We start from the raw sequence: 13666 nt of genomic DNA, 5'->3' as shown, positions 1-13666 counted from the left end.
GAACCTCCGCGAGGACCCTAGTGAGACACGCCTGAATTGTCCGCATGCGCTAACGGTTCCTGACGTGTTTTTGATAGCCCCAGGTCGAGTGCGCGACGGTCGTCAAAATATCGCAAAAATTGCCCCGGCGAGCTTGCGAGTGCCGACGGATTCTGTGGGCGGCCGTGAGGTGATCGGTTTTGTGTTCTCATGTCCGGCTCGTCCGGATAGGAGCTACGGTGGCCGACGACATGGGCGAGTTCATGCTGCTGGGGAGAGTTGCGTGCCGATCATCCTTATTCGGCTTCTGCGGAAGTTCGTACGCTTGCGGACCGGCTTGCCGCCGCTGGTCGTGATCGTGTTCGTCTTCGCGACGAGCTGGCCGCTGATGCTGCTTGCCGAGCGATCGGGCAACCCGATCACGGAACCGGAGAACTACTGGTGGTGGTTCGTCGTCACCGCCGCGACGGTGGGATATGGCGACTTCTATCCGGAGTCGTCGTGGGGGCACGTGATCGGCGTGTATGTCATCGTGGGTGGAATCGTCACACTGACGACCGTGTTTGCTCAGCTGGCGGAGATCATCGAGAAGACGAAAGGGCGCCGTATGCAGGGGGCGGTCACTCTGGACATCGAAGACCACGTCGTCGTGCTGGGGTACTCACCAGGGCGGACCCAGCGCATCGTCGATGAACTGGTCGCGGGTGGGGACCGTCCGATCGTGCTCGCCACGTGGGACGAGGTCGACACCCACCCGATGGCGGACCGCGGTATCGGCTTCGTCCGTGGTGATCTCGCCGAGGACGATGTCCTGCGGCGCGCCTGTGTGCACCGGGCGAACAGCGTGCTGATCGACGCGCGGGACGACAACGAGGCCTTGGCCGTCGCGGTCACCGTCGATCATGTCGCGGTAGGCGCGCATATCGTGGTCGCCCTCCGCGATCTCGCCAAGGAGGCGCATTTCCGCTATGTGAACGACGGAATCCGGTGCGTCCAATGGCACAGCCCGCATATGGTGACCGAAGAGATCCAGGCACCGGGAATCACCGAGGTCTACGCCGAGCTGATGACCCACGGTGGTGGCAACACCTACACGCTACGGCTGACAGAGCCTTCGACCTTCGGCGATTGCCAGGCGGCGTTCGGATGGAGACACAGTGCGACCGTGCTCGCCGTCCGGACCGCTGACCAGCTGCTGATCAGCCCACCGTGGAAGACCACTCTCCCCGTCGGGACCGTGCTCTACTACGTCGGGCACCGGCCGATCACGCCTGGTCAGCTCACTGCCGCGATGGCGGCTTCGTGAGCATCCGGAAACCGATCGAGCTTCGTGGCGGGCCGTGGTGACCTCGTTCCTCAGTGCTTCGCCGTGGTGGCGTCGGCTGATGCCGAGCTGGCGGCACCCGGCTCGTGTGGTCGTGTTCGGCTTCGGGATGGCGACCCTGGCCGGCACGCTGCTGCTCGCCCTGCCTGTCGCCACCGAGTCCGGCGAGGCCACCGGCCTGGTGAGCGCGTTGTTCACCGCCGTGTCGGCGATCTGCGTGACCGGCCTCGTCGTGGTGGACACCCCGACCTACTGGTCGACGTTCGGCGAGCTCGTCGTGCTCGGCCTCATCCAGGTCGGTGGGTTCGGCATCATGACGCTGGCGTCGCTGCTGACGCTGCTGGTGTCGAGACGGATCGGGCTGCGGATGCAGCTCACCGCACAGGCCGAGACGAAAACGCTCGGGCTCGGTGACGTCCGCACGGTCATCCGCGGTGTCATCCTCGTCAGCCTCGGCATCGAGGCGGTCATCGCCACCGCGCTGACCATCCGGTTCGCCACCGGATACGGCGAACCGTTCGGGCGCGCGATATATCTCGGGGTCTTTCACGCGGTGTCGGCGTTCAACAACGCGGGTTTCGCCCTTTACACCGACAGCCTGATCGGGTTCGCGACCGACCCCTGGATCTGTGTGCCGATCATGTTCGCGGTGATCGCCGGTGGGCTCGGCTTTCCGGTGCTGTTCGAGGTGCTCAGGAGACGTCGCCGGAGGCGCTGGTCGCTGCACACGAAGATCACGGTCCCTGTCTACTTCGGACTGTTGTTCGTCGGGACCGTGGCGGTGCTGCTGTTCGAGTGGGGAAACACCCTCGGCAAGCTCGACGTCCACCACAAGCTGCTGGTCGGCTTCTTCCACGGTGTCATGCCCCGCACCGCCGGGTTCAACAGCCTCGATGTCGGTCAGCTGCAACCGTCGACGTTGTTCATCAGCGACATCCTCATGTTCATCGGAGGCGGCAGTGCGGGCACCGCCGGCGGCATCAAGGTCACCACGTTCGCGTTGCTCGGGTACGTGATCTACGCCGAGATCCGGGGCGAACCGACCGTGCATGTGATGGGGCGCAGGCTGACCGATCAGGTGCAGCGCCAGGCTTTGAGTATCGCTCTGCTCGGTGTGGGCGCTGTTGTGGCAGGCACCGTGGTGTTGCTCTCGATCACCTCGTTCGCCTTGGACGATGTGCTGTTCGAGGTCACGTCCGCGTTCGGCACGGTCGGCCTGTCGACCGGTATCACCGCACAGCTTCCCGTCACGGGCCAGATCGTGCTGATGGTGCTGATGTTCCTCGGCAGACTCGGCCCGATCACGCTCGCCACCGCACTGGCGCTCCGCGAACGCGCGCGGCGCTACGAGTATCCCGAGGAGCGACCCATTGTCGGATAAGCAGATCTCCCGTGTCGTTGTGATCGGTCTCGGCCGGTTCGGCAGCTCGCTGGCGTCGGAACTCGTCGCCCGCGGATCGGAGGTGCTCGGGATCGACTCGGACCCGAAGATCGTCCAGCGGCACGCCGACGACCTCACCCACGCCGTCGTCGCCGACACCACCGATCCGGACGTGATGCGGCAGCTCGGGGTGCACCAGTTCTTCCGCGCCGTCGTGGGTATCGGCACCGACCTGGAAGCCAGCATCCTCACCACCGCACTGCTGGTCGACTTCGACATCCCGAACATCTGGGCCAAAGCGATCAGCCGCCAGCACGGCCGCATCCTCGAACGGATCGGCGCGCACCACGTCGTGCTCCCCGAACACGAGATGGGCGAACGCGTGGCCCATCTCGTGACCGGACGGATGCTGGACTACATCGAATTCGAAGACGACTACGCGATGGTCAAGACCCGCGCGCCGGAAGAGGCGGTCGGGCGTCAGCTGGGTGACAGCCGGCTGCGGGCCAAGTACGGCGTCACCGTGGTCGGGGTCAAACGACCGGGTGAGGGCTTCACCTACGCGACCGCGGACACCGTGGTGAACCGGGGCGACGTGCTGATCGTGGCCGGACGGACAGCCGAGGTCGAACGAGTGGCGGATCTGACCTGACCAGGAAATGGGGGCGTGACGATGACGGGAACAGTGGCCGGGACCGCGGTCGGGCCGATGGTGATCGCAGCCGTGGAACAGCACCATCCCGCGCGGCGGCTGGTACAGGACGAGATGGCGATCCAGGTTCTCCCCGCGGCCGTGAGGTTTCTGGCCGGGTTGGCCAGGTGGCGGGTGATCCGGGATCTGCTGGTCGCGGCGTCGGAGAAGAAGGCGCCCGGGATCTGGGGTGGCATCGCCTGCCGCAAGCGCTATCTGGACGAGATGTTCGCCGAGGACGTGCGCGAAGGAGTCGGTGCCGTGGTCGTGCTGGGTGCCGGTCTCGACACGCGTGCCTATCGCCTGGCTGTGCCCGCGGGGGTCCGGGTGTTCGAAGTGGATCTCCCGGGCAACATCGAGGACAAGCGCGAACGGATCCGGGTGCCGGACGCGGTGACGCTGGTCCCGATCGACTTCGAGAGCGACGACCTGGAGACCGTCCTCAGTGGACACGGATACCGGCCGGACGGTGTAACGGTGTTCGTCTGGGAGGGAGTGACCCAGTATTTGACCGAGGCCGGTGTCCGCAAGACGCTCGATGTCTTGGCCAAGGCCGGTTCGGGAAGTCGGCTGCTGTTCACCTACGTGTGCAAGGACTTCCTTGACGGAACCGCGATGTACGGCGCGGAGGCCCTGCACCGGCAGTTCGTCGAGAAGGACCGGATCTGGCGGTTCGGGCTGAATCCGGACGACGTCGACCGGTTCCTCGGCGAGCACGGCTGGCGTGAACTCGAGCAAATGGGCTCCGATGAACTCACAGCCCGATATGTCCGCCCGTCGGGACGGTCCACACCGGTCTCGGACCTGGAACGAACCGTTCACGCAGAGAAGCTTTGACGAACTCCTCACCTGTCCGGCTCGGTGCCGGAGCGGGCACGCTTCCAAGTCAAGGCAAGCCAGAGCAGGCTGAAGACGGTGATCGTCACGCCCAGCGAATCGGTCCAGTGACCGGTGAACGCGCTGTCGATCCAGACCAGGACCCAGCCGAGCACGGCGGGCAGCTGCAGGTACCAGTAGCGCCTGGGGATGACGCCGAGCAGGACCATGAACAGCAATGCGAATACCAGGGCGGGTGTGATGCCTCCCATCAGGAACTCTCCTTCTGCGGAAGCTTTTCCGGTTGTCCGGTGGGCAGATTGTCCGGTGGTTCGATGCGCAGTGCTTTGGCGACGGGGACGTCGGTGGAGGAGTGCAGCACGATCGACAGTGCGATGGTGATCGCGACAAGGTCGAAGACATGCTCTCCCGCTGGGATCCCCGCTTGTAGGGCGAGGAGTCCGTAGACGACGGAGGCGAAGCCCTTGGGGCCGAACCAGGCCGCGACCGAACGTTCCCGTGCGGGCAGCGGGGTGCGGATCAGGGAGAGCATCATCGCGGCGGGCCGCACCAGCACGATCGCGATCACCGCGACCGCCCAGTCGCCGATGCTGAGGTGAGATAGCCGTTCCGGGGTGATGAGTGCGCCGAATACCAGAAGTGCGGCGAATTTCGTCGTTTCGGACAGCAGGTCGCCGAAATGCTCGAAGTGCTCAGCCGATACCCGGTCCATTGTGGCCAGTGTGGCGCCGGCCGCGAACGCGGCGAGGTAAGGATTGGCGTGGGTGAGGTGGCAGGTCGCGTACAGGATCACCGCGACCGCCAACGGACCCAAGGCCTGTAGTCGTGGTTCCGCGGTGAGGACTTTCAGCCGCCAGGCGAGCGCGATGGCGGCGGGGATGGCGACGCCGAGCGCGAGGCCGGCGACGAGTTCGATGGCGATGCCGCCGAAGTCGGTGTCCCGGTTCGCGACGGTCGCGAGGAAGATCAGCACGAAGGGGAGCGCGAGGCCGTCGTTCAGCCCGGATTCGACGTTGAGCAACCTACGAAGGCGTAGCGGCACATCCGTGCGGCCGACGATGGCGGAGGCGAATACCGGGTCGGTCGGCGACAGGATCGCGCCGATCAGGAACGACGTCGTCCAGTCCAGGCCGGTGAGGTAGTGCGTCGGCACCGCGATGCCCACCATGGTCAAGGGCATCGCCAAGCCCAGCGCGCGGCCGGAGAGTCTCCAGCCTTCCTTCAGAGAGGGCAGGCTGGCGCGCTGGCCGTCGGTGAACAGCACGGTGAACAAGGCCAGATCGGCAAGGCCGGTCACGAAGGCGCCGTTGGAGGGGATGTCGACGAGGCCGAATCCGCCTTGCCCGATCAGTGCTCCCGCCACTAGGAACAGCAGCGCGGTCGACAGCACGGTGCGTGCCGCGAGTCCAGACAAGGACACGCTGATCAACAGCACCAGACCGAAGGCCAAGGCAAGTGTCACGGAAACTCCGTCCACGTCGAACGACCCATCCCTCGTGGATGGGTCGTGCCGACCAGACTTCCCGGCGCTCCGCGCGTAAAGATGCCGTATGGGGGCGTCAGGCGCAAACCGCTACCCGTGGCACATGTCTGCAAGGGCGTCAGGTATGAGGCGTCCGGAGTCTTCTCCTGGTGCGGCGGCGGTGACGGGAGTACATTCCTCCCAGGTGCGCCGGGAAGCCTGGTCGGCAGTCGATTCGCCGACGGGAAAGGGCCACCATGTCCAGCACCACCGTGTCACCGCATGCCGCCATTCGTGTCGATGGGCTGACCAAACGGTTCGGTCGCACGCTCGCTGTCGACGACCTCTCCCTGGCGATCCCCGCCGGTGAGGTGTTCGGTTTTCTCGGACCGAACGGCGCGGGTAAGTCCACGACCATCCGGCTTCTGCTCGGCCTGATCCTTCCCTCCTCCGGGACGGCGACGGTGTTCGGCGTGCCCGCGTCGGACGTGCGACGGGCACACCGCCTGCTGGCGTATGTGCCCGGCGACGTCGCGCTGTGGCCGGACCTGACCGGCGCTGAAATCCTGGAACTGCTGGCCCGGACCGGCCCCGGCGTCGACGCGCGCTATCGCACGGAGCTCGTCCGGCGGTTCATGCTCGATCTGGACAAGCCTGCGAAGACCTACTCGACCGGCAACCGGCAGAAGGTCGCCCTGGTCGCGGCATTCGCGACCAGGGCGGAGCTGCTCGTACTCGACGAGCCGACCAGTGGTCTGGATCCCTTGATGGAGCAGGAATTCCGGCGTTGTGTAGCCGAGGCACGCGAACGAGGCCAGACGGTGTTCCTCTCCTCGCACCAGCTCACCGAGGTCGAGGCCGTCTGCGACCGGGTCGGGATCCTGCGCGCCGGGCGACTGGTCGAGATCGCGGGGATCCCCGAGCTGCGTCGCCTGCACCGCACCACGGTCGAGGTGGGCTATCACGGCGAGGAACCGTCCTTTGTGGACGTACCCGGGGTGGTCGAGGTCGAGCGGCTGGATCGCTCCCGTCTGCGGATCACCCTGTCGGGTCCGCCGGGGCCGGCCTTACGGGTACTCGCCCGTGCCGACATCACCACGGTGTCGATGCGCGAACCGACCCTCCAGGAGATCTTCCTCGACTACTACGGGGAGAACGCGCGTTGACCACGACACCCGCCGAGGCCGTCGGGACCCCGGCGGGGCCGGCCTTCCCGACGCAGGGGAGCGCCGGGCTCGCCGTCACCCGCCACCTCGCCCGGCTAATCCGGCGCGGCGCGCTGATCGTCGCTCTCGCCGTGGCCGGTATGTCCGCGGTGGTGGCAGGCCAGTACCAATCCACCTTCGCCGGCGCCCTCGATGGATCGGCGTTACGGGCGTTGGCGGAGAATCCGGCCATCCGGATCCTGTTCGGACCACCGATCGCACTCGATGACCCAGGCGGATTCACCGTCTGGCGCACCGGCACACCCGTCGAGGTCTTGACCGGTGTGTGGGCTCTGCTGACCGCTACCCGGCTCACCCGGGGAGAAGAGGATGCCGGTCACGCCGACCTGCTGCTCGGCGGCCGCCTCCGCGCGGTCGACTTGCTCACCCGTTGCCTGACCGCGCTGGGCGCGGCGGCGGTCGTGATCGCCGCGGCCCTCGCCCTGGCCATGCTGGTGACCGGCACCCAGCCCACCGGAGCACTCGTCCACGCCGGCGGGATCCTCGGGGGGACCGTGACTTTCGCCGCCGCGGGTGCGCTCTCGGCGCAGATCATGCCCACCCGCGCCGCCGCCACCGGGCTCGCGGTGGCCGCACTCGGCGTGAGCCTGCTGCTGCGCATGCTCGCTGATGGCATCGGCATGCTCTCATGGGCCGCGTGGGTCACCCCATTCGGTCTCACGGCTCAAACGGCGCCCTATGCTTGCAACCGGCTCCTCCCGCTGCTCGTCTTGGCCATGTTCCCGATCCTGTTGGGCGCGGCCGCGGTGATCGTCGCCTCCCGGCGGGATGTCGGCCGCGGGCTGCTGAACCCGTCCGGCCACCGCCGCCCCAAGACATGGCTGCTGCACTCGATCACCGGATTCGCCGTCCGCCGCGCACTCCGCGCCACCGCGGGCTGGGCTGCCGGAATCGCGGCCTACTTTCTCCTCATCGGAGCTCTCCTAGCTTCGGTTCTCCAGTTCATGCAAGAGAATCCGAAGTTCGCCGAGCTCGCCGCCGCGGCCGGCTTCGGTAGCCTCGGAACCGCTGAGGGCTTCGCTGCGGCGATATTCGGCCTCGTCGCCATTCCCGTCGGCCTCTACGCCGTCACCCGTATCGCCGCTTTCGCCGCCGACGAAAGCGCCCGCCGGTCGACATCGTTGTTCGCCTTGCCCATTCGGCGCGAGAGGTTCGCGGTCACCGAACTAGCCGTCACCGCTGCTGGGGTGTTCGCCCTTCTCACCACGGCTGGCCTGACACTGTGGATCGGCGCGAGTATCGCCGACGCGCCGCTCGACATCGCGTCCGCGGTCGGCGGCGCCTGGAACACTATGCCGATCGCGCTGCTCGCGCTCGGCGCTGCCCTTTTCGCGCTCGGCTGGGCGCCTCGCGCGGTCGCACTGATCGGCGCGGTCCCGGTCGTCGGCGGCTTCCTCCTCAACGTCATTCTGCAGAGCACCGAAGCGCCTGTCTGGCTGACCTACCTCACACCGTTCGGACATCTCGCCGCGGTTCCCGGCACTCCGCCTGATTGGGGCGCGATCGCCGTCCTGATCACGATCGCCGCATCGCTCGCTGCGCTCGGTGTCCTCGGCTACCGCCGCCGTGACCTGAATACCTGAACTCCGCCCGGTATCACTACGTCGATTTACGTACTCGGATGGAGACCGCGTGCGGATGTGAGGAGCCGAGGAGGGACATACCTTCGACGAGGTAGTGGTTCCTTCCTCGTCGAGCGGAGAAGTACGTGCGACACAACGGCAATTCCCTTGCCGTTTCGGGCGCCTACGTCTGGATAGCCATGGTGGCTTTCGGAGGTATCGCGGTCGAAACCATAGTCATCTATCCGAATGTCTTCCACGACGCCCCTGCGTCCTTGGCCAAGTCGATGGAATTCTTCGTGATCACCGGACCGGCCGACTTCTTCCCGCCGATGGGCGCGGTCACCGTGGTGGCGGCCGCGGTCACCCTGCTGCTACTGCGCCGGGCACGTCAGGCACGGTGGTGGATCGCAGGGAGCCTCGCCACCCTGCTGGTCGGCGAATTCCTGTTCTCTGTGCTCTTTTTCTGGCCACGCAACGACATCATGTTCGAGGAGGGGCTCGCTGTGCATTCCGTGGAGTTCCTCCGTCAGACGGCGGTCGAGTTCGAGACCGGTCACTGGTTCCGGCTCACGTTCAGCGCGGTCACCGCGACGGCGGCCTTCATCGGTTTCCTGCGCTACCACCGGGCACGCACACTTTCGGGAGGTCTGGCGTGAAGGGCAGGGTTCGTCCCTCTCTCGGCATCTCCCGGCCGGGAATCCTCGGCCTCGCCGCTCTCGGCGTACCCAGGGTGGTCGCGCACGACCTCGGCCTGGTGGGACCGGTGGGCAACGCGCTGCTGGTGTTCGTGCCGCTCGCCATCTGGCTCGCGATCGTTCTGTGGCACAGGGTGCCGAATCCATTCCTCACCTTGCTCATGGTGGGCTTGGTCTACGGTGTCCTGCTCGGCGTCACCCATCAGCTGTTGTGGACCGAGGCATTCCCCGGTGGGCCACCGAGTCTTGGCGGCAACCTGACCGGCATGCTGCCGCCCTCCTCGGAGGCAGTGGTGCTGCGGATCTTCGCGTTCGGCAGCAGTCTGTTCACCGGACTGCTCACCGGCGCGGCGAGCGGAGCCGTCGCCTGGCTGTTGGCCAAGATGGTTCCAGGCCTACGCCAGCGGAAGTGAACCGGAAGGGGGACACGATCGTGGCCATCGGACAGTCCACAGGGGAGGCTGGCCCCGGCGGCGGACGGCGGTTCCTCGTCGATCTGGGTCTCGGCATGCTCGTGCTGGTCGCGGTCGGCACGGCTGTCGCCGCGAATGTGGGCGGCCCGTCCTCGCCGGGTCTCGCCGCCTATTTGTTCGGAGCGTTGTTCGGCTCGTTGATGTTGGTGCGTCGACGCTGGCCGGTCGCGACGCTGCTCGTCACGGCCGTCGCGCTGCTGGGCTACTACATGCTGTCCTACCCGCCGATCGGTCTCGCCGTGCCGGTGGCCGCCGCGCTGTTCTCGGCTACCGAGTACGGCCGCCTGTACTGGGCCGTCGGCACTGCCGCGGGGTTGCTGGCCATCTCCACCGGGGTGCGGATCGGACAGGGCGACAACCTCGGTTTCGTGCTCGGCCTGGAGGTGCCGACGTCGGCGGCGCTGATGGCGACGGTCATCGCGTTGGGCGACAGTCTTCGTTCCCGGCGTGGCTGGCGGGCCGAACTGGTCAAACAAGCCCAGGCCGCCCAGCTGGAGCGAGAGCGCGAGGCGGCGGCCCGGGTCGAGCAAGAGCGTGTGCGGATCGCGCGGGACCTGCACGATCTCATGGCGCATACGGTATCGGTGATCTCACTGCACACCGATGTGGCGAGGGAAGCACTGGCCGACGACCCCGAGACGGCGATACGTTCGCTCGCGGCGGCTCGGGCGGCGTGCCGGAACGTGGGCGAGGAGCTGCGGGCAACGCTGCACGCCCTGCGCGCACCCGAAGGGACCCACGAATCCCCGGCACCCGGGCTCGACCGGTTGGACGTCCTCGTCGGCACCGCCACCGACGCCGGACTCGATGTACGGGTACGCACCGCCGGCACCCCGGTCTCGCTGCCCGCGATCGCGGACGTGACCGCCTACCGGATGATCCAGGAGGCACTGAGCAACGTACTGAGACACGCCGATGCCAGTACTGTGCTCATCGGACTGGACTACGACAAGGACACCGTGGTGATCAGCGTGACCGACAACGGCCGCGGAAGCGAAGCGACCGCTGACACCTCGGCGGGCTGGGGCATCGTCGGCATGCGCGAACGGTTGGTACTGCTCGGCGGCGACTTGGACGTCCGGTCCCGACCAGGAGAGTCGTTCGTGGTCCAGGCCCGGATCCCCGTGCGAGGGCGCGCGTGATCCGCGTGGTGCTCGTGGACGACCAGCCGTTGGTCCGGGAAGGGCTCCGGTCTCTGCTGGAACGTGCCGACGACATCACCGTCGTCGGAGAAGCGGGCGACGCGGCCGGAGGCGTCGTGCTCGCCGCGCGGGAGCGTCCCGATGTCGTGCTGATGGACATCCGGATGCCGGGCGAAAACGGCATCGCGGCGACCCGCCGGATCGTCGCGGATCCGGAGCTACGGCAGGTGCAGGTCGTCGTGCTCACCACGTTCGACACCGATGAACACATCCTCGACGCGATCAGGGCGGGTGCGGCCGGATTCCTCGTGAAGGACACCAGCCCGGACGACCTGCGCGGAGCCGTACGGACCGTAGCCCGCGGCGACGCGTTGCTCTCACCTTCCGTGACCCGCCGGGTGATGCGAGCCGCGGCAGCGAGCCCGAATCTGGCCTCGGCCGAACCGCTCGACTCGCTCACCGCACGGGAACGTGAGGTCCTCGCCAAGGTCGGGGCGGGCCAGTCGAACACCGAGATCGGGCGAAGCCTGCATATGAGCCCGGCCACCGCGCGCACCCACGTCGGCCGCCTGCTCGGCAAGCTCGGAGCCCGTGACCGCGCACGGCTCGTCGCGATCGCTTACGAGACAGGGTTGATCACCCCAGGCGATCACTGACACGCGATCGCATCGCTCGCGTGACCAGATGTTCGGCCGCCCGGCCGCCGCTCAGCTCCGTGCTCACCACCACGTCGGACGCTGCCTCCTCGGCCGGGAGTGGCCGCCTCCGCCAGCCCACTCCCGGCCCTGCTTCTCCAGCGCATCCCGATAGGGGCCCAGTGCCACCGCGTGCGGTACCGCGGCGGGAACCAGCGCGCACCCGTGCACGATCACCAGCGGCGTAGTACGCCGGACAGCTTCGCGTGCGGCCCAGCGCACGGCCTGTGTCGCCGAGGTCGATCCGTCCACCCCGACCACAACCGGCCGACTCGCTTCAACCACCATCAGATCTTTCCTCACGTCGGTCTGTCCGTGGTGGCGCGTTCGCGGGAGGTCTGCCACGTCGATCGCGGACCTCTGCGCCGGTTCGCCGGACTCGTCCTGATTATGGGTGTCCGGTGCCGGCCCACAGCAGGACCGATGGTCTTCGACTGGCGGGTCTTTTGGCTCCCGGTCACGGGACGCCGCCCGCTCGGCGTTGGCTGGCCCGCCGTCATTCTCTGCTCATCAGGCTGCTCAGGACGATGCGCGACCGCCGGGGCAGGCCCCGTGATCTGGGTCGTGGCCTGTGCCGAGCAGGTCACTCAGGGCATCGGAGGTCGTGGTCGCGGCTGCGGAGAAGGGTTCGAGGACGGCGTCGGCACCGGCGGTGCGGAGTCGGTCGGCGTCGTGGCTGGTGTGTGCGGTGAGCACGACCGTGCCGTCGTAGTTGTGGTGGCGCAGGTTGTGCAGCAGCGTCAGATTGGTCTCTCGGGTGGGGATGGCGCTGACAACGGCTCGAGCGCGGGACAGGGGGAGGGACTCCAGGAAGTGGATGTCCTCGGCGCTGCCGAACACTGCGGTGACGCCGTCTCGGCGGGTGGTGGCGATGGTGTGGGGGTCGAAGTCGATCGCGAGGACCCGGTTCCCGGTCTGGCCGAGCCGGTCGGCCAGGTGGCCGCCGAACCGGCCGAGTCCGTAGAGGATCACGTCGATGTCGTCGTCCTTGTCGGACGACTGGTCGGATTTGGTGTGGGCGCGCTCGAACATGGTGAGCCGGCGTTGGAGGCGCCGGTAGATCTGGTGGGAGTACATGATCAGGTAGGTGGAGGCGCCGATGGTGATCAGGCCGACGACGGTGATCAGGCTGACGGTGGCGTTGGTGATGTGCCCGAGGCTGAGCCCGAGTGCGGCCAAAATGAGGGAGAACTCGGAGATCTGGGCGGAGGTGAGTCCGGTGAGGAAGCCGACGCGGACCGGGTAGCGCAGGGCGGACATGATCGCGATGACGATCACGGGGTGGCCGACGAGCACGAAGACGGAGAAGACGGCGGCTTCGGTGATCTGCCGTGCGACGTCGGTGAACTCCAGTTTGGCGCCCAGGTCGAGGAAGAAGAACAGCAGTAGGAAGTCGCGGAGGCTGACCAGCCGGGCGCCGATGGCGTCGCGGTAGGTGGTTTGAGCGAGGGAGATCCCGGCCAGGAAGGCACCGACCTCCGAGCTGAAGCCGAGCCATTCGCTCAGGGCGGCGATCGCGACGGCGTAGGCGACGCCGAAGAGGACGAGCAGCTCCTGGGATCGTGCGATGTGGTGCAGCAGCGAAGGCAGGACATAACGCATGAGCAGGCCGACGCCGGCGAGCAGGCCGAGTCCTTTGCCGAGCATCGCGGCGATGCCGAGGGGGAGGTTGTCGCCGGTGGGTTGCCCGAACGCGATGAGCGCGATCATCACCAGGATGACGATGATGTCCTGGACGATCAGGAAGCCGACGGCGATGCGTCCGTGGAGCTGGTCGAGTTCGCGTTTGTCGGACAGCAGTTTGACGATGATGATCGTGGAGGAGAAGGTGAGGGCGACCGCGACGTAGAGCGCGGTGACGCCGTCCATGCCGAACGCGATCGCGATCAGGTAGCCGAGGACCGAGGTGAACACGACCTGGCCGAGACCGGTGGCCAGTGCGACCGGGCCGGTGCTGCGGATCAGGTGCAGGTCCAGCCGCAGTCCGACGAGGTACAGCAGGATCGCGATGCCCAGCCGGGCCAGTAGTTCGATGGTGCTGTCGGCGTCGACCCAGCCGGTGCCGACCGGGCCGACCAGGATGCCGACGCCGATGAACGCGACGATCAGCGGCTGCCGCAGCCGCACGGCCAGCAGCCCTGCCGCGGCGGCGATGGTCAGGATGATCGCGACGAGCGGGAACGCGTGCAATTCCAC

At 67.2% G+C, this 13666-nt stretch carries 14 protein-coding genes; 10 read left to right on the top strand and 4 right to left on the bottom strand.

The window, feature by feature from the left end; all coding sequences use genetic code 11:
- The first annotated feature begins 262 nt into the window (after nt 1-262).
- The 4 genes from LCL61_RS28530 to LCL61_RS28515 all read left to right on the top strand — a co-directional run bounded on the left by LCL61_RS28530 (nt 263) and on the right by LCL61_RS28515 (nt 4212).
- Nucleotides 263-1285 (top strand): ion channel, encoded by a 1023-nt coding sequence (locus tag LCL61_RS28530; protein WP_340682596.1) that lies wholly within the window; start codon nt 263-265, stop codon nt 1283-1285.
- 79 nt (nt 1286-1364) lie between these two features.
- Complete coding sequence (locus tag LCL61_RS28525; protein WP_340682595.1) at nt 1365-2684, top strand: TrkH family potassium uptake protein; 1320 nt, start codon at nt 1365-1367, stop codon at nt 2682-2684.
- Nucleotides 2674-3336, top strand: coding sequence for a TrkA family potassium uptake protein (locus LCL61_RS28520; protein ID WP_340682594.1), 663 nt, complete (start codon nt 2674-2676; stop codon nt 3334-3336). The genes LCL61_RS28525 and LCL61_RS28520 overlap by 11 nt, the downstream gene beginning before the upstream one ends.
- Nucleotides 3337-3357: 21 nt before the next feature.
- Nucleotides 3358-4212: an SAM-dependent methyltransferase gene (locus LCL61_RS28515; protein ID WP_340682593.1), complete on the top strand. Its 855-nt coding sequence runs from the start codon at nt 3358-3360 to the stop codon at nt 4210-4212.
- An 8-nt stretch (nt 4213-4220) separates the two neighbouring features.
- On the opposite strand, the gene LCL61_RS28510 is transcribed toward LCL61_RS28515, so the two are convergent.
- Together LCL61_RS28510 and LCL61_RS28505 are read right to left on the bottom strand one after the other, a co-directional pair.
- On the bottom strand, nt 4221-4463 hold the full coding sequence (locus LCL61_RS28510) for a hypothetical protein (RefSeq protein WP_340682592.1): 243 nt from the start codon (nt 4461-4463) through the stop codon (nt 4221-4223).
- On the bottom strand, nt 4463-5674 hold the full coding sequence (locus tag LCL61_RS28505) for a cation:proton antiporter (RefSeq protein ID WP_340682591.1): 1212 nt from the start codon (nt 5672-5674) through the stop codon (nt 4463-4465). The genes LCL61_RS28510 and LCL61_RS28505 overlap by 1 nt, the downstream gene beginning before the upstream one ends.
- 257 nt (nt 5675-5931) lie before the next feature.
- On the opposite strand from LCL61_RS28505, the gene LCL61_RS28500 reads away from it, so the two are divergent.
- The 6 genes from LCL61_RS28500 to LCL61_RS28475 all read left to right on the top strand — a co-directional run bounded on the left by LCL61_RS28500 (nt 5932) and on the right by LCL61_RS28475 (nt 11431).
- Complete coding sequence (locus tag LCL61_RS28500; RefSeq protein WP_340682590.1) at nt 5932-6840, top strand: ABC transporter ATP-binding protein; 909 nt, start codon at nt 5932-5934, stop codon at nt 6838-6840.
- Nucleotides 6837-8483, top strand: a complete 1647-nt coding sequence (locus LCL61_RS28495) for a polyketide antibiotic transporter (protein WP_340682589.1) — start codon at nt 6837-6839, stop codon at nt 8481-8483. Before LCL61_RS28500 ends, LCL61_RS28495 begins: the two co-directional genes overlap by 4 nt.
- A gap of 125 nt (nt 8484-8608) precedes the next feature.
- On the top strand, nt 8609-9121 hold the full coding sequence (locus LCL61_RS28490) for an anthrone oxygenase family protein (RefSeq protein WP_340682588.1): 513 nt from the start codon (nt 8609-8611) through the stop codon (nt 9119-9121).
- Nucleotides 9118-9573 carry a hypothetical protein gene (locus LCL61_RS28485; RefSeq protein WP_340682587.1) on the top strand — a complete coding sequence of 152 codons (456 nt, stop codon included), beginning with the start codon at nt 9118-9120 and terminating at the stop codon, nt 9571-9573. Before LCL61_RS28490 ends, LCL61_RS28485 begins: the two co-directional genes overlap by 4 nt.
- Entirely contained in the window at nt 9570-10775 is a 1206-nt protein-coding gene (locus tag LCL61_RS28480) for a sensor histidine kinase (RefSeq protein WP_340682586.1), read from the top strand. Before LCL61_RS28485 ends, LCL61_RS28480 begins: the two co-directional genes overlap by 4 nt.
- Complete coding sequence (locus tag LCL61_RS28475; RefSeq protein ID WP_340682585.1) at nt 10772-11431, top strand: response regulator transcription factor; 660 nt, start codon at nt 10772-10774, stop codon at nt 11429-11431. Before LCL61_RS28480 ends, LCL61_RS28475 begins: the two co-directional genes overlap by 4 nt.
- A 63-nt stretch (nt 11432-11494) precedes the next feature.
- On the opposite strand, the gene LCL61_RS28470 is transcribed toward LCL61_RS28475, so the two are convergent.
- Complete coding sequence (locus LCL61_RS28470) at nt 11495-11758, bottom strand: universal stress protein (protein ID WP_340682584.1); 264 nt, start codon at nt 11756-11758, stop codon at nt 11495-11497.
- A 231-nt stretch (nt 11759-11989) separates the two neighbouring features.
- Nucleotides 11990-13666, bottom strand: a complete 1677-nt coding sequence (locus LCL61_RS28465) for a cation:proton antiporter family protein (RefSeq protein WP_340682583.1) — start codon at nt 13664-13666, stop codon at nt 11990-11992.

The sequence above is a fragment of the Amycolatopsis coloradensis genome (assembly GCF_037997115.1).
GTDB lineage: Bacteria > Actinomycetota > Actinomycetes > Mycobacteriales > Pseudonocardiaceae > Amycolatopsis > Amycolatopsis coloradensis_A.
The sequence above is the reverse complement of the archived record's forward strand: the minus strand, read 5'-3'. Positions and strand labels throughout refer to the sequence as shown.